General features: G+C 70.7%; 15 protein-coding genes. 11 read left to right on the forward strand and 4 right to left on the reverse strand.

Annotated features, from left to right (window positions below; translation table 11 throughout):
- Positions 1 to 76 precede the first annotated feature (76 nt).
- The 5 genes from AB0C30_RS26685 to AB0C30_RS26705 all read left to right on the forward strand — a co-directional run bounded on the left by AB0C30_RS26685 (position 77) and on the right by AB0C30_RS26705 (position 3,349).
- The gene (locus tag AB0C30_RS26685; RefSeq protein ID WP_357949133.1) at positions 77 to 721 is read left to right on the forward strand and encodes an HAD family phosphatase; all 645 of its coding nucleotides are present in this window, start codon (positions 77 to 79) and stop codon (positions 719 to 721) included.
- Positions 722 to 752: 31 nt separating this feature from the next.
- Positions 753 to 1,265: a hypothetical protein gene (locus AB0C30_RS26690; RefSeq protein ID WP_357949136.1), complete on the forward strand. Its 513-nt coding sequence runs from the start codon at positions 753 to 755 to the stop codon at positions 1,263 to 1,265.
- A gap of 96 nt (positions 1,266 to 1,361) precedes the next feature.
- Positions 1,362 to 1,814 carry a DUF2690 domain-containing protein gene (locus tag AB0C30_RS26695; RefSeq protein ID WP_357949138.1) on the forward strand — a complete coding sequence of 151 codons (453 nt, stop codon included), beginning with the start codon at positions 1,362 to 1,364 and terminating at the stop codon, positions 1,812 to 1,814.
- A gap of 113 nt (positions 1,815 to 1,927) precedes the next feature.
- On the forward strand, positions 1,928 to 2,554 hold the full coding sequence (locus tag AB0C30_RS26700; RefSeq protein WP_357949140.1) for an HAD family hydrolase: 627 nt from the start codon (positions 1,928 to 1,930) through the stop codon (positions 2,552 to 2,554).
- Positions 2,555 to 2,635: 81 nt separating this feature from the next.
- The gene (locus tag AB0C30_RS26705; protein WP_357949143.1) at positions 2,636 to 3,349 is read left to right on the forward strand and encodes a haloacid dehalogenase-like hydrolase; all 714 of its coding nucleotides are present in this window, start codon (positions 2,636 to 2,638) and stop codon (positions 3,347 to 3,349) included.
- Between the two features lie 36 nt (positions 3,350 to 3,385).
- On the opposite strand, the gene AB0C30_RS26710 is transcribed toward AB0C30_RS26705, so the two are convergent.
- Positions 3,386 to 4,942, reverse strand: a complete 1,557-nt coding sequence (locus AB0C30_RS26710) for a penicillin-binding transpeptidase domain-containing protein (protein ID WP_357949146.1) — start codon at positions 4,940 to 4,942, stop codon at positions 3,386 to 3,388.
- 114 nt (positions 4,943 to 5,056) lie between these two features.
- Here AB0C30_RS26710 and AB0C30_RS26715 point away from each other — a divergent pair, with 114 nt between their 5' ends.
- From AB0C30_RS26715 to AB0C30_RS26725, 3 genes are read left to right on the forward strand one after another with little or no spacing between them, the layout of a single operon-like run.
- Complete coding sequence (locus tag AB0C30_RS26715; RefSeq protein WP_357949149.1) at positions 5,057 to 5,974, forward strand: LysR substrate-binding domain-containing protein; 918 nt, start codon at positions 5,057 to 5,059, stop codon at positions 5,972 to 5,974.
- On the forward strand, positions 5,971 to 6,828 hold the full coding sequence (locus AB0C30_RS26720; protein ID WP_357949152.1) for a serine hydrolase: 858 nt from the start codon (positions 5,971 to 5,973) through the stop codon (positions 6,826 to 6,828). Before AB0C30_RS26715 ends, AB0C30_RS26720 begins: the two co-directional genes overlap by 4 nt.
- A gap of 57 nt (positions 6,829 to 6,885) precedes the next feature.
- Positions 6,886 to 8,847: an acetoacetate--CoA ligase gene (locus tag AB0C30_RS26725; RefSeq protein WP_357949154.1), complete on the forward strand. Its 1,962-nt coding sequence runs from the start codon at positions 6,886 to 6,888 to the stop codon at positions 8,845 to 8,847.
- A gap of 25 nt (positions 8,848 to 8,872) precedes the next feature.
- Here the strand turns inward: AB0C30_RS26725 and AB0C30_RS26730 are convergent, their stop codons facing one another.
- Both AB0C30_RS26730 and AB0C30_RS26735 read right to left on the reverse strand, forming a co-directional pair.
- Entirely contained in the window at positions 8,873 to 9,433 is a 561-nt protein-coding gene (locus AB0C30_RS26730; protein WP_357949156.1) for an NAD(P)H-dependent oxidoreductase, read from the reverse strand.
- On the reverse strand, positions 9,433 to 10,350 hold the full coding sequence (locus AB0C30_RS26735) for an NADP-dependent oxidoreductase (RefSeq protein WP_357949159.1): 918 nt from the start codon (positions 10,348 to 10,350) through the stop codon (positions 9,433 to 9,435). The genes AB0C30_RS26730 and AB0C30_RS26735 overlap by 1 nt, the downstream gene beginning before the upstream one ends.
- 90 nt (positions 10,351 to 10,440) lie before the next feature.
- Here AB0C30_RS26735 and AB0C30_RS26740 point away from each other — a divergent pair, with 90 nt between their 5' ends.
- The 3 genes from AB0C30_RS26740 (at position 10,441) to AB0C30_RS26750 (ending at position 15,137) form a co-directional block, all read left to right on the forward strand.
- Positions 10,441 to 11,394: an AraC family transcriptional regulator gene (locus tag AB0C30_RS26740; protein WP_357949161.1), complete on the forward strand. Its 954-nt coding sequence runs from the start codon at positions 10,441 to 10,443 to the stop codon at positions 11,392 to 11,394.
- Positions 11,395 to 11,484: 90 nt separating this feature from the next.
- Positions 11,485 to 13,506 carry a hydantoinase/oxoprolinase family protein gene (locus tag AB0C30_RS26745; RefSeq protein ID WP_357949164.1) on the forward strand — a complete coding sequence of 674 codons (2,022 nt, stop codon included), beginning with the start codon at positions 11,485 to 11,487 and terminating at the stop codon, positions 13,504 to 13,506.
- Complete coding sequence (locus AB0C30_RS26750; RefSeq protein WP_357949167.1) at positions 13,503 to 15,137, forward strand: hydantoinase B/oxoprolinase family protein; 1,635 nt, start codon at positions 13,503 to 13,505, stop codon at positions 15,135 to 15,137. The genes AB0C30_RS26745 and AB0C30_RS26750 overlap by 4 nt, the downstream gene beginning before the upstream one ends.
- Here the strand turns inward: AB0C30_RS26750 and AB0C30_RS26755 are convergent.
- A complete protein-coding gene (locus AB0C30_RS26755) occupies positions 15,134 to 15,763 on the reverse strand; it encodes a GNAT family protein (protein ID WP_357949170.1) in 630 nt (209 codons plus the stop codon). The two genes, AB0C30_RS26750 and AB0C30_RS26755, sit on opposite strands and share 4 nt — an antisense overlap.
- Between the last annotated feature and the right edge of the window lie 34 nt (positions 15,764 to 15,797).

The raw sequence follows: 15,797 nt of genomic DNA on the forward strand, positions 1-15,797 counted from the left end.
TTATCCGGGGTTTGTGTGGGTCTGCGGGTGATGTGCGACGCTCAACTACCCTAGAACGGGATTCCAAGGAGGAGCCTTGATCACAGGGGTACTGATCGACTGGGGTGGCGTGCTCACCACCAGTCTCTCTGTCTCCATCGGCAAGTGGATCGAGGCGGACCGCATCGACGACCGTCACTACCGAGCCGTCATGCGCGAGCTGATCGACCAGGCCTACGGCGGCGAGCAGGAGAGCGTCGTCAACGCGCTGGAGCGCGGGGAGATCGACGGGGCCGCGTTCGAGCGCGACCTGGCCGCCCGGCTGCTGACCGTCGACGGGGTCTCGCCCGAGGCCGAGGGGCTGCTGGAGCGGATGTTCGCGGGCTTCGAGCGGGTCGAGGTGATGTACGACATGCTGCGCGACGTCAAGCGCAACGGCGTCAAGACGTGCCTGCTGTCCAACTCCTGGTCCAACGTCTATCCCCGGGACGACTGGGACGAGCTCTTCGACGCGGTCGTGATCTCCGGAGAGGTCGGCATGCGCAAGCCGGAGCCGCGCATCTTCGAGCACGCGCTCGGCCGGGTCGGGCTGCCCGGCGAGGCGTGCGTGTTCATCGACGACATCGAGGTCAACATCCTGGCCGCTCGGGGCCTCGGCATGGCGGGCATCCACCACCGCGACGCCGATTCGACCATCGCGGAACTCGAGACTCTGCTCCAACTTCCGTTGCGACGGGCATGATAGAGCCCTTGCACGCTGTGAAAGGTTCGTGATGCGCGTCTATTTGCCGTGCACGCTCCCCGCGCTGGCCCGAGCGGTCGAGGCGGGGGAGCTAGGCCCGGCCCCGCTGACCGGCTACGCGGTGACCCCCGCGCTGACCGAGTGGTACGCCTCGGGTGACACCGAGGAGCTCGAATACGTGGCCCTCACCGAGGCCGCCCGCGCCTCGCTGCGCCGGCTGGCCGCCGACCGCGCCGACGGCGTCGAGGCGGCTTCCCGACGGGTGGTCGTCGTCGCCGAGGTGCCCGACGACACCCTCTCCATCGGCGCCGACCTGGAAGAACGGGCCCGAGTACGCGTGACGGCGCCGGTTCCGCTGGGCAAGGTGGCCGCGGTCCACGTCGACGACCTCTACGCGATCCCGGACATCCAGGCCGCGGTCGCCGCCCTCCCCGCCGCTGACGGAGGCGACGACGACGCCCGCTTCACCGTGGACGGCGCCGAGGCGCACGAGCTCATGTGGTTCGCCACGCAGGAGATTCCCGATCTGCTGCAGACACGTTAGGTACGCGTTAAATAGCTCACAGTACCTTGACCATTTCTTGAAACTTCTCGCTAAGGTCCAGACGGACCCCATCCCGGACTCAAGGAGTCGGTTCCAGTGAAGTTTCGAGTGACGGCCATCGCGGTCGGCGCGGTGGCGGCGGCCCTGCTCACGATCTCTCCCGCCAGTGCGCAGGCGACCGCGAAGCCGTACGACCACAAGGACCCCTACAAGACCGGCTGCGGCAACTCAGCCAAGATCGTGAAGACCGGCTCGATCAACAGCCGGGCCAACGGCAAGGTCGGCACGATCCAGCTCTGGTGGTCGGGCAGGTGCAAGACCAACTGGATCGAGATCAAGACGGCCACGTCCGCGTCCGGCAGCATCAGCGTCTACACCGCGGACGGCAGGTACGACCGGTTCGCCTTCAAGAAGGGCAACGGCGGCCGTCACTGGGGCAACATGCTCTCGGCCAACAACATGTGCGCCTGGGGCGGCGCCAGCGTCCAGTGGAACGGCGGCCGGGGCGGCCAGAACGGCGCCGGCACCACCGCCAAGGCCTGCGGCTAGCCGCACCTCTGTAGTGCGGGTCTGACCCGCAGTCACGGGTGAAGCCGCGGCCAACAGGCTGCGGCTTCGCCGTTCACCGGGATGTCACACCCGCCCGTTAAACTGATCGTGACATGACAAAGCACATCATCTGGGACTGGAACGGCACGCTGTTCCACGACATCGACGCCGTGGTCGGGGCCACCAACGAGGTCTTCCGGTCGTACGATTTGCCGCCGCTGACCGCTGACGACTTCCGCGCGGTCTACACCCGGCCCATCTGGGTCGCCTACGAGCGGCTGCTCGGCCGCCCGCTCAACGAGGGCGAGTGGGAGCTGCTCGACAACGGCTTCCATGAGCACTACTTCCGTCTCAGCGTCGCCTGCGGGCTGGCCGCCGACGCCGAGCTGTCGCTCACCAGCTGGACGGGCACCCAGTCGCTCTGCTCGATGGCCCCGCACACCCACCTGGTGCCGCTGATCGAGTCCTTCGGCATCACCCGGCACTTCACCAGGGTCGACGGCCTGGTGGGGCTGACCGGGGGCGAGAAGGCCGCGCACCTGACCGCGCACATCGAGGCCATCGACGTCGAGGCCCGCGAGATCCTGGTGATCGGCGACAGCGTCGACGACGGGCTCGCCGCCAAGCACGTGGGCGCCAGGGCCGTCCTCTACACCGGCGGCATGACGACGCGCGCCGAGCTGGAGGCCACCGGCCTGCCGGTCGTCGACACCCTCGCGCAAGCCCTCACCTATGCCTGAATCCCCCAGCAGGCAGCCCTGGGCGGGCAGATAGCCGTACCCTGGCTGGATCCCCCACAGGAGGTCGCCATCAAACGCCTTGTGCTCTGGAACATCGACCTCACCTTGGTCGACGTCGCGATCGTGACCAGGGACGCCTACGCCGAGGCGTTCCGCGCCGTGACGGGGCGTCCGCTGCTCAAGCTGGCGCCGGCGCGCGGCCGGCCCGACTCCGAGATCGTCTTCGAGACCCTCGCGGTCAACGGCATCGTCACCGAGGACGACACCCTGCCGAGATTCCTGTCCGCGCTGGCGATGGCCTTCGCCGACCGGCGCAAGCGGCTGGCCACCGAGGGCCACGTGATGGCGGGGGCCAAGGAGGCGCTCAAGGCCGTCGCCGGGCTCGACGGCGTGGTCCAGTCGGTGCTCACCGGCACGATCAAAAGCAACGCCGTGCACAAGCTCAAGGCGTTCGGGCTGGACAAGTACGTCGACTTCGAGCTCGGTGGCTACGGCGAGGAGGTCTATCCCAAGGCGACGCTGCTCCAGGTCGCCCAAGGGCGGGCCAAGGCGCGCTTCGGCATGCCGTTCACCGCGGCCAACACCGTGGTGATCGGCGACTCGACGCGTGACGTGCAGGCCGCCAAGATCGGCGGGGCGGCGATGATCGGGGTGGCCTCGGGCCGGTCGATGGCGAGCGAGTTGCGCGAGGCCGGGGCCGACCTCGTGCTGCCCGATCTGTCCAACGCCTCGGAGGTGGTGGCCGCGGTCGCGGGCCTCACCACGCCGGTCGACCGGAGACCGGTCAGCCCCTGACCTGACCACCAGGCCGCACGTCAGCCAGGCCGCACGTCAGCTCAGCCCGCCGAGGAAGCGGGCCGCGATCGGGGCCGCCACCGCGGAGCCCGCGCCACCGCCCTCCACGATCACCGCGAACGCCAGGTCCCCCCGGTAGCCGATGAACCAGGAGTGCGCCGGCGGCTCCTTGCCCGAGCCGTACTCCGCCGTACCGGTCTTGCCGGCCGTACCGGAGGGGAACCGCACCGCCTGGGCGGTTCCGTCCGTGACGACGGCGGGCATGAGCTCACGCAGGGCCCGCACCACGCCGTCCTCCAAGGGGCGCGGCCGGAGGGTGCGGTCCGGCACCAGCTCCTGGGCGACCAGCCGGGGCGGGCGCCAGGAGCCGTCGGCGATGGCGGCGGCCACCGATGCCATGTTGAGCGGGCTGGCCAGCACCCTGCCCTGCCCGATCGAGGCGGAGGCCAGGTCGGTGTCGTCCTTCGGCGCCGGGAACTCGGCCTTCACCGCCGGCACGCCCGGCGTGATCGCGGAGCCGAAGCCGAACGCGCCGGCCACCTCGGCGAGCCGGCCGTTCCCGAGCTTGGCCACCCCCATGGCGCCGAACGTGGTGTTGCACGAGTGGGCGAAGGCATCGCGGAAAGAGAGCCTGCCGTAGTCGTGGAAGCCCGCGTTGTGGAAGGGGAAGCCGCCGATGTTCTGCTCGGGCGGGCACTCGACCTGCTCGTTCGCCTCCGCCCCGTCCGCGACCAGCGCGGAGGCCGTCACGACCTTGAACGTCGAGCCGGGCGGGTACTTGCCGAGCAGCGCCCGGTTGAACCCGCCCGGCTTGTTGACCACCGACAGGATCTCGCCAGTAGACGGCCGGACGGCGACCAGCGAGGCCGGTTTGCGCACGCCGTCGAGCGCGGCGGCGCCCGCCCGGTGCACCTTGAGGTCGATCGTGGTGTGGAACGGCGTCCGCGCCGCCGGCTTGACCACCGTCTGGAGGAACCGCTCGCCCTGGTAGAGGTCGATCCTGCGGGACTGCCCGTCGGCGAGCCGGTCCGGATAGGTCTGCTTGAGCCCTTCGACGAGCTGCAGCACCGAGCCGGGCGCGTCCGGGGTGTCGACGCGGCTGCCGTCGGCCGCCAGCACCGGGACCGTCGCGGCCTTCTCCGTGACCAGCCGCAGGGACCTGCCCTGCTTGAGCGAGGGGTTGATGGCGGCGGGGGTCCAGTCGACCTGCCATCCGCCGCCGCGTTCCACGAGCTTGAGCTTGCCGTCGTACGTCCAGCTCTTCGGGCCGGTGAGGCCGGCGCGGAAGGTGATCACACCGTCCGCGGCGGCCGTGTCGCGCGTGAAGGTCGCGCCGGTGAGCTTGAGGTCGGCGCGGAAGCGCTGGTGCCAGCGCTCGAAGTCGGCGGGCGGGTCGGCGACGAGCTCCCGCATCCGCGCATAGTTCTGGACGGACCAGGCGGACAGGTACGAGTCCGCCGTCTCCTCCGGAGTGCCCTTCGTACGCAGCACCCAGATGGTGCCGGCCGCCGCGACGGCGGGGACCAGCACGGCGGCGGTGATCCACGGCCAGCGGCGTTTTCGCCTGGGCGGCGATTCCGGCTGAAGATTCATGAACATTGTCCCCCTTGGTGACCCCATGGGGCCGAGCACACCAGAGCCCGCTGCGTGGTGTCCAATACCGATATGAGCGCCACATAGATATAAATGTGGATATAGTTGCTGGTCATGGACCTTGTCCGGCATCTGCGCTACTTCACCGTGGTGGCGGAGGAACTCCACTTCGGCAATGCCGCGATCCGGCTCGGCATGGCCCAGCCGCCGCTCAGCCAGCGGATCAAGCGCCTGGAGGAGGAGCTCGGCGTGCGGCTCTTCGACCGTTCCGCCCGGCAGGTCCGGCTGACCGAGGCGGGCCGCCTGCTGCTCGGCGAGGCCCGCGAGATCGTGACCAGGGCCGACCGGCTGCGCGAGCTCGTCCGCCACGGCGGGGGCGGGGCGCTCAAGCTCGGCGTCCCGCCCGACCTGGCCGCCGCGGTGATCGCCGCCCTGGTCGAGGGCTTCCGCGCGAGCAATCCGGACGTACGTCTGACGCCGGCGGAGATCTGGACGGCCGATCAGGTGGCCGCGCTGACCGAAGGCGCCATCGACGTCGGCATCGTGCGCCACCCGATCAACGCGCCGGGGCTGCGGTTCGGGCAGGTGCTGGTGCAGCCGCAGGGCGTGCTGCTGGCCGAGGGGGACCCCCTGGCCGTGGCCGGGGAGGTGCACCTGGCCGACCTGGCGGGCCGCGAGCTGCTGATGCCGCCCAAGGAGGGGGAGCCGGGGCTGCACGCCGTGACGCTGGCGGAGTGCCGCCGCCACGGCTACGTGCCCGCCCAGGTGCATCAGGGCGCCGGGCTCGGCCTGGTGCTCGCCGGGGCGGCGGTGGCGTTCGGGGCCAGGATGGACCACCCTGGGATCGTCTGGCGCCCGCTGCTAGGCTCGCCGATCAGTTCCCGGGTCTCCACGGCCTGGCGAGTGGAGACGGACGCGGTCGCCGGCTTCTCGGCGGTGGCCGTACGAACGCTGAAAGAGAGCGCCGGGATGACGGACGAGGCCGCGGCGCCCGTGCGGCACATCAGCCGCAGACCCGGGATGCTGGCATGAACGAGCCGGATCTGGCCGCGCTGTTCGGCGCGGCGGGCGTGACCGGGTGGCTGCACGCGACCGACCTGCGCTCGGGCCGGGAGTTCGGGCTCGGCTCCGACGTGCCGCTGCCGACCGCCTCGATGTTCAAGGTGCCGCTGATGGTGGAGTTCTGCCGCCAGGCCGACGCCGGGCTGCTCGATCCGGCGAGCCGGGTGACCGTGGGGGCCGCCGACCGGGTGACCGGGCCCACCGGCCTGTGCGCGATGCTCGACGACGTCACGATCTCCCTGCGCGACCTGGGCCACCTGATGATCACGCTGAGCGACAACACCGCCGCCGACGCGCTGCTGGCCAGGGTCGGGCGTGACGAGATCAACGCGATGCTCGACGGGTTCGGGCTGCCCGAGACGCGGGTGCGGCAGAGCTGCCGGGACATCTACGAGAGCATGGCCGAGGACGCCGGGCACGGCTGGCCGTACCTCGATCCTGAGGACGTCGCGCGGCTGCGGGTGCTCGACCCCCCGCGCGCCAACAGCGCCACGCCGCGCGAGACGGCCGCGCTGTTCGGCCTGATCTGGCGTGATCAGGCGGCCTCGCCGGAATCGTGCGCCTGGATGCGCAACGTCCTGAACCTGCAGGTCTGGCCGCACCGGCTGGCTTCCGGCTTCCCGTACGACGACGTGGAGGTCAGCGGGAAGACCGGGACGCTCCCGACACTCCGCAATGAGGCGGGCGTGGTCGAGTATCCCGACGGCGGCCAGTACGCGGTGGCGGTGTTCACCCGCTCGGTCAGCACCGCGCTCAACCAGCCGCGCGCCGACGCGGTGATCGGCACGGCCGCGCGTATGGCGGTGGACCACCTACGCCGGTAGCAAGTTATGTGGCGGTTCGGGTATGACATTGCCCCTACCGGCCGACAGGATGGGCACATGGTTGCTGAAGGCACACTTCTCTGGGAACCGACCGAAGACGTCATCGCGCGCGCCAGGCTGACTCACTATCTGGAGTGGCTGGGCCGGGCGGGGTCGGACTACGAGGAGGTGTGGCGCTGGTCGGTCGACAGTCCGGCGGAGTTCTGGACGTCGATCTGGGACTACTTCGAGGTCATCGGCGAACGTGGTGACGGGCCCGTCATGACCGGGACGATGCCGGGCGCCGAATGGTTCACCGGCAGCTCCGTCAATTACGCCGAGAACGCGCTGCGCGAACGTGACGGCACCGCGATCGTCTTCATATCGGAGGACGGCGCCCGCCAGGAGCTGACCTATGCCGAGCTGCGCGAGGAGGTCGCCCGGGTCCGGGCGGGCCTGGTCCGCCTCGGCGTCGGGCGCGGCGACCGGGTGGCCGGCTACCTGCCGAACATCCCGCAGGCCCTGGTCGCCTTCCTGGCCACCGCGTCCCTCGGCGCGATCTGGTCGGCCGGCTCCCCGGACTTCGGCGTGCCGAGCATCGTCGACCGGTTCAAGCAGATCGAGCCCAAGGTGCTGATCGCGGTCGACGGCTACCACTACAACGGCAAGAGCTACGACCGGTCGGCGGCCGTCAACGAGATCGCCGCCGAGCTGCCCACGCTCCGCGCGACCGTCTGGATCCCGTACCTTTCCGCGGCCGAAGAAGGGCAGCCGCCGCAGCAGGCCGAGCCCGGCGCCGCGCACACCGACTCCGTGCCGCACGGCGAGGTGATCGGCTGGGAAGGGCTGCGCGCGGAGGAGGGGCCGCTGGAGTTCGAGCGGGTGCCGTTCGGCCACCCGCTGTGGATCCTCTACTCCAGTGGTACGACCGGGCTGCCCAAGCCCATCGTGCACGGGCACGGGGGAGTGATCCTCGAACACCTCAAGTCGCTCTCCTTCCACCAGGATCTCGGCGAGGGGGATGTGTTCTTCTGGTACACCACCACGGGCTGGATGATGTGGAACTACCTCATCGGCGGCCTGCTGGTGGGCGCCACCCCGGTGCTGTACGACGGCTCGGCCGCCTACCCCTCCGCCGCGGTGCTGTGGCGGATCGCCGCCTCGGAAGGGGTGACCTACTTCGGGGTCGGCGCGCCGTACATCATGGCCTCGCTGAAGGCCGGGATCACGCCCGAGGGGCTGGAGGCGCTGCGCGGCATCGGCTCGACCGGGTCACCGCTGCCGCCCGAAGGGTTCGCCTGGGTGGCCGCGCAGCTGCCGGGGATCCCGCTCGGGTCGTTCTCCGGCGGCACCGACGTGTGCACCGGGTTCGTCGGCGCGACCGTGCTGCATCCGATCCGGGCGGGCATCATCCCCTGCCGGTCGCTGGGGGCGCGGGTGGAGTCGTTCAACCCCCTGGGCGAGCCGGTCGTGGGGGAGGTGGGCGAGCTCGTGCTCACGCAGCCGATGCCGTCGATGCCGGTCATGTTCTGGAACGACCCCGACGGTGACCGCTACCGCGAGAGCTACTTCGACGTCTACCCGGGCGTGTGGCGGCACGGCGACTGGATCAAGCTGAACGAGGACGGCAGCTGCGTGATCTACGGCCGCTCCGACTCGACGCTGAACCGGGGTGGCGTCCGGATGGGCACCAGCGAGTTCTACCGGGTCGTCGAGCGGTTCGACGAGATCGTCGACAGCCTCGTGATCGACACCGGCCAGCTCGGGCAGGAGGGGCGGCTGCTGCTCTACCTCACGCTGGCCGAGGGCGTCACGCTGTCGGACTCGCTGGTCGAGGCCCTGCGTACGGCCCTGCGGCAGGAGCTGTCACCCCGGCACGTGCCCAACGAGATCCACGCGGTGCCCGGCATCCCGCGCACGCTGTCGGGCAAGAAGCTAGAGGTGCCGGTACGCAAGATCCTCCTCGGCACCCCGGTCGAGCAGGCGGCCAATCCCGACGCCATGGCCAACCCGGAGGTGCTGCGCCACTTCAAGCCTTGAGCCCGCTTCAAGCCTTGAGCCCGCTTCAGGCCGCTCTGAGCGGGCGCAGCGCGGTACCCCAGGAGACGATCTGGTCCAGCATCGTGGCGACCATCTCCTCGCGGTGCGCGGCGGGCTTGAAGTCGGTGAACCCCTCGAAGTCCGTGTGCAGCGAGAGCGTGACCTGAGCCGGCACGTCGGCGACCTTGACCCGGCCGAGCACCTGCCTGAGGTGTTCGGCCGCGCGGGCGCCGCCGTCGACTCCGTAGCTGACGAACCCGGCCGCCTTGTCCGCCCACTCGGCGTAGAGGAAGTCGATCGCGTTCTTCAGCACGCCCGAGGTGGAGCTGTTGTATTCCGGGGTCACGAACACAAAGCCGTCGAACGAGGCGATGCGCTCCGACCAGGCACGGGTGTGGGGGTGTTCGTACTGGCCATAGGCCGCCGGGAACGCCTCGTCCAGGTGCGGCAGGTCGAAGTCCCGCAGGTCCACCACCTCGAACTCGGCGTCGCCGCGCTTGGCGGCCAGGTCGTGCACCCACTCGGCCACGGTGTCCCCGTTGCGGCCCGGCCGGGTGCTGCCGATGATGATGCCAATCTTGATCATTATTTATCCCCTTGAATGATGATTTTTCCGCGTGTCTGCCCGGCCTCGGCCCGGCGATGAACCTCGTCGAGGCCGGTCAGTGGGTATGTCTCGGCGATCTCCACCACGAGCTCGCCCTTGTCGATCAGCGCCACCAGCCGGGCCAGGTGCGCCGGGTCGTTGCGGGCCACGAAGTGGGTGGCTCGGGGCGCGTCGATCGGGGTGGCGATGGTGACGATCACCTCGCCCAGCGTGGCCAGCGTCGCCGCCTGCTCCGGCCCGATGGCCGCCAGGTTGAGCACCACGTCCATGCCGCCGGGCAACGGGGTCGAAGTAAGTGCTGACAAATTGGTGTAGTCGACGACCTCGTCGGCGCCGTAGCGTCGTACCGCTGCCGCGCTGCGCGGACCGGCCGTCGCGATCACGGTCGCGCCCGCCAGCTTGGCCAGTTGCACGGCGAACAACCCCACCCCGCCGCCCGCCCCGTTGATCAGCACCCGCTGCCCCGGTTCGACGCGGGCGTGCTCGTGGACCGCCTGCCAGGCGGTGAGCCCGGCGACCGGGATGGCGGCGGCGTCCGCCAGCGGGAGCCGCTCCGGCGCCCTGACCAGCGAACTCGCCGCCGCCACCGTGTACTCGGCCGCCGCCCCCTCCACGAGGCCGATGACCCGGTCGCCGACGGCGGGCCCTTGTACGTCCGCGCCCACCTCGACGACCGTGCCGGCGAGATCCAGGCCCAGCGTGTACGGCAGGGTGACCGGGAGCAGGTCCCGCAGGAACCCGGCCCGCAACCCCACCTCGGACGGGTTGAACGAGGTGGCGGCCACCTGGACCAGCACCTCCCCGGGCCCCGGCGAGGGCCGCGGGATCCGGTCGTAGCGGATCACGGACGCGTCGCCGTACTCGTGGATTCGGGCGGCGCTCATGGTTGGGCTCATGGGGAACAACGGTAGGAGCCCGGTGCGAGATGGCCAATGCTTGGGTATCTGCCTTTTATACGCGAGCGTCTCGCAGGCTAGACTTCGACCATGGACGTGCTCAGCGATGTGATCGCCATCATGCGCACCGGACAGCCCCGATCCGCGCTCGTCGAATGGCACGCCCCCTGGGGCCAGTGGTTCCCCTCGGCTCCCGGCTCGGCGGGCTTCCAGGTGATCATCCAAGGCTCCCCGTGGCTCATCCCGCCGGACGGCGACCCCGTCCAGCTGAGCGTCGGCGACGTGGTCTTCTTCCCGCACGGCCACGGCTACGCGATGGCCGACAGCCCGGCCACCCCGCTGGCCGACCCTGACTGCGACCCGCTGGAGGAGCGGGACCTGTTCGCCTCGGCCTCCATGGAGGGGCCCGGCGCGGCCACGGTCCTGCTCTGCGGTGGCTACCGGCTCGACCCCAGCCGGGCCCATCCGGTCCTGCGCGACCTGCCCGACATGGTCCACCTGCCCGCCCGCCTCGGCCACCATCCCGAGCTCCGCGCCGCCGTCGACCTGCTGGGCAGCGAGATCGGCAGTCCGCGCCTGGGCGCCGACACCGTCGTCACCTCACTGCTCGACATGCTGCTGCTGTACATCCTGCGCGCCTGGCTCGACACCGAGCCCGGACAGTGCGAGGTCGGCGGCTGGGCCACCGCCCTGGCCGACCCCTCGATCAGCGTGGCGCTCAACGCGATCCACCGCGATCCCGCGCATCCCTGGACGGTCGAGACGCTCGGCGGCAAGGCCGGGCTCTCCCGCGCGGCCTTCTCCCGCCGCTTCACCAGCTTGATCGGCCAGCCGCCGCTCAGCTACGTCACGTGGTGGCGCCTGGCCACGGCCGCCCGCCTGCTCCGCGAGTCGGAGGACTCACTGAGCGAGATCTCCGCGCGCGTCGGCTACACCTCCGAGTTCGCCTTCGCCAACGCCTTCAAGCGCGAGTACGGCACCGCGCCCGGCAGATACCGCCGCCACGCCTGCCCGCCACCCGCGTCTGTCGGGGTGGCGCCTTAGCCCGCGAAGGGGTGCGTCACGCATGAAGCAGGCGCGAAAGCCGTGCACCCGGCACACCTGCGGACGGCCGGGACCGCATACGGTGCGGCCATGACTTTTCGCGTCGCCATGGACATCGGCGGTACCTTCACCGACGTGGTCTGCTACGACGAGCAGACCGGTGCCGTGCTGGCCTCGAAGGCGCCGACCACCCCCGGAGATCTCGCCGAGGGCGTCTTCGCCGCGCTCGGCCGCGTGGTCGACGACCCGACCCTCATCTCCTTCTTCGTGCACGGCACCACCCAGGGTCTCAACGCCCTGCTCGAACGCAAGGGCGCCAAGGTCCTGCTGCTGACCAGCGCCGGCGCGCGCGACGTCTACCAGATCGCCCGCGGCAACCGCGACCGCATGTTCGACCTGCGCTACCGCAAACCGACGCCGTTGGTGCCCCGTGCCGACGTCATGGAGGCGGCGGGCCGGCTCGACTGGCGCGGCGCGGAGCTCCAGCCGCTCGACGAGCAGGCCGTACGACGGGCCGCCCACCGCGCGAAGGCCGAGGGCTTCGACGCCGTCGCGGTCACGCTGCTGTTCTCCTTCGCCAACCCGGCCCACGAGCTCCGCGCGGGCGAGATCCTCAGGCAGGAGCTCGGCGACGACGTCCTGATCGTGCTCAGCCACGAGGTGGCCAGGGAGTGGCGCGAGTACGAGCGCACCTCCTCCGCCGTTCTCGAGGCCTACGCCGGACCGGTCGTGCGCAGCTACCTGTCGCGGATCGAGCGGCGCTTCGCCGAGCGCGGCCTGGCCGTGCCCGTACACGTGATGCAGTCCTCCGGCGGCCTGGTCAACGCGGGTTTCGCGATGCGGCGGCCCCTGCAGACGCTGCTGTCTGGCCCCGTCGGCGGCACGATGGGCGGGGTCGCCGCGGCCCGCCTGCTCGGCCGCGAGAACGCCATCTGCGTGGACATGGGCGGCACCTCCTTCGACGTCTCCCTCGTCGTCAACGGCCGCCCGGACATCAGCGCCGAGGCGCACATCGAGGGCTTCCCCGTCCTGATGCCGATCGTGAACCTGCACACCATCGGCGCGGGCGGCGGCTCCATCGCCTACGCCGAGGCGGGCGCGCTGCGCGTCGGCCCCGAGTCGGCGGGGGCCGTGCCGGGGCCCGCCTGTTACGGCAGGGGCGGCGACCGGCCGACCGTGACCGACGCCAACGTCGTGCTGGGCCGCGTCGACCCCGCCTGGTTCGCCGGCGGTCTGATGGAGCTGGACGTCGAGGCGGCGGGGACGGCCGTCGCCACGCTCGCCGAGACCCTCGACATGGATCCGCTCCAGCTGGCCGAGGGCATCTGCGACGTCGCCAACGCCAAGATGGCCCAGGCCATCCGTACGCTCACGGTCGAGCACGGCGTGGAGCCGCGCGAGTTCGCCCTGGTCGCCTTCGGCGGCGCGGGCGCCATGCACGCCGTCTTCATCGCCCGCGAGCTCGGCATCGGCGAGGTGGTCGTGCCGCGCTTCCCCGGCGCCTTCTCCGCGTGGGGGATGCTGGAGGCCGACGTACGGCGCGACCTCACCCATCCGTACTTCCGCGCGCAGGACGACCTCGACGGCGAGCACCTGGCGGCGCGGCTGGCCGAGCTCGAACGCGACGCCATGGCCGCGCTCGACAGCCAGGGCGTCCCCCTCGACCGGCGGCGGGTCGAGCACGCACTGGACATGCGTTACGAGGGACAGGACTACACGCTCACGATCCCGCTCCTGGACGCCACAGAGCCCGCTGCGCCCGGCTTCCTCCAGGCCATCGCGCGGCGCTACGCCGAGGCCCACACCAGCAGATATGGCCATGCCACGCCCGAGGCGCCGGTCGAGTTCGTCATGCTGCGCAGCACCGGCTTCGGCACCTTCCCCAAGGCCGCCACCGCGGCTCCGGTACGCGAGACGCACCCGCCCGCCGTACGCGATGTGATCTTCGACGGGCAGGTGCACCGCACCGCCGTCCTGCGCAGAAGCGCCCTGGACGGCGAGATCGAGGGGCCCGCCATCGTGGTGGAGGAGACGGCCACCACCGTCATCCCGCCCGGCTGCCTGGCCACCGTCGACGCCAACGGCTTCCTGATCATCAAGGTGACCTCATGATCGACCCCGTGACCACAGAGATCATCCGCTGCGCGCTCCTCCAGGCGGCGGAAGACATGAACACCACCCTCATCCGCTCCTCCTACACGCCGGTCATCTACGAGGCCAAGGACTGCGCCGTCGCGCTCATGGACCGCGACCACAACGTTCTCGGCCAGTCGAGCGGCCTGCCGATCTTCCTCGGCAACCTGGAGGTCTGCACTCGCGAGACCGAGCGGATGTTCGGCCGTGACGTCTGGCAGGAGGGCGACGTCTGGGTGCTCAACGACTCCTACATCGGCGGCACGCACCTCAACGACGTCACGGTCTACGGCCCGATCTTCGTCGGCGGCGAGCTCGTGGGGTTCGCCGCCTCGCGCGCCCACTGGCTCGACATGGGCTCCAAGGACCCCGGCGGCTCCATGGACTCCACCTCGATCTTCCAGGAGGGCCTGCGCATGGGCCCGATGAAGGTCTACGAGAACGGCGCGCCCTGCCGCGACCTGCACGAGGTCATCGCCCGGAACGTCCGCTTCCCCCACGCCACGCTCGGCGACATGCGTGCCCAGGTCGCCTGCGCGATGACCGGACAGCGCCGCCTGGCCGAGATCGTCGGGCGCTGGGGCGTGGCGACCGTGATGGCCGCCCGTGACGAGATCTTCGCCCAGACCGAGCGCCTCGAACTCCAGGCCGTCGCCGCCATCCCCGACGGCACCTACACCGCCGGCGGGTTCCTCGACAACGACGGCATCGACCTGGCCACCCCGCTGCCGGTCAACGTCACCGTGACCGTCGAGGGAGAGCGCGTCCACGTCGACCTCACCGACTGCGCCGACCAGGCGACCGGGCCGGTCAACTGCGGAGCGGCCCAGGCGGTCGCCGCCGTCCGCGTCGCGTACAAGCTGCTCATCAGCGCCGACGTGCCGCTCAACGGCGGCTCGTTCCGTCCCCTCGACGTGGCCACCAGGCCGGGCTCCATGCTGGCGGCCCAGTCGCCCGCCGCCTGCCAGTACTACTACTCCCACCTCGGCCTGCTCATCGACCTCGTCGTCAAGGCGCTGGCCCCGGTCGTGCCCGGCAAAGCCGCCGCGGCCTCCTACGGCGACTCCCTCATCGTCCAGTTCACCGGCACCGACCCGCGTACCGGCAAGCTGTACGTCTCGCAGGAGGCCACCGTCGGCGGCTGGGGCGCCTGGGAGGGTGGCGACGGCGAGACCTGCCTGATCAACAACGTGAACGGGTCGCTGCGCGACATGCCGATCGAGGTGCTCGAAACGCTCTTCCCGGTCCGCGTCACCCGCTACGAGGTCCGCCCCGACACCGGCGGCCAGGGACAGTGGCGCGGGGGCAACGGCGTGGTCCGGGAGTACGAGTTCATCGGCGACACCTCATTGTCGCTGTGGTTCGAGCGCTCGGTCACCCCCGCATGGGGCCTGGCCGGGGGCGCGGCCGGCGCGCCGCCGCGCGTCACGCTCAACCCCGGCACGCCGCGGCAGCGCGAGATGCTCAAGGTCAACGCGCTGCCGGTCAGTGCGGGGGACGTGCTGCGCTGCGAGTCGGGAGGCGGCGGTGGGTACGGGCAGGCGGACCTGCGCGATCCCGAGGCCGTCGCGGACGACCTCACCCAGGGAATGGTCACCGGCCCTTGCTAGAGACCGAAGAGGGGTAGGCAGGGGTCCAGGTTGTGGATTTCGATGCCGTTCATCGGCTTCCAGTCGGACCGGGGTAGGCGGAAGCGGCGGCCCGTTGCCACTGTGCCCTTGCGGTTGTGCAGGATGATGCCGTCCTCGTGGTAGCCGAGGCGGCGTGTCACCGCGAGTGAGGCGTGGTTGTCGTGGAATGCCTCCGTCGTCGCGTACTCGGCGCCCAAACCCTCGAAGGCCAGGTGGAGTACGGCCGCGCGCATCTCCCTGCCGATGCCCCTGCCCTGGAAGCGTTTGCCGAGCCACGAGCCCGTGCCGGCCTCCCGCGTGACCAGGAAGTCGGAGGCCATCAGTGCCTGCACGCCGACCACCTGGCCCTCCGAGACCACCGCGAACTCCAGCGTCCACTTCTCCCGGCTGAACTCGGCCCAGGTGCGGAAGTGGTAGCGGACGGTGGCCTTGGCCCGCTCCTGCGGCTCGGCGTCGGACCACGGGAACAGGAACGGCATGTAGCCCGGCTCGTGTACGCCTTCGGCCGCTCGGTCTCCGAGCTCGTCGAGGTCCGCGAGCGACGGTATGCGGAGTTCGAGACGGGGGGTGGTCACGGATAGCCCGAAGAGCGGCCAGTTGCGCATGTTACCGATCTTCCCAGCTCACGGCCCGGTCCGG

Origin of the sequence: Nonomuraea sp. NPDC048901, assembly GCF_040649695.1 — a bacterium.
GTDB lineage: Bacteria > Actinomycetota > Actinomycetes > Streptosporangiales > Streptosporangiaceae > Nonomuraea.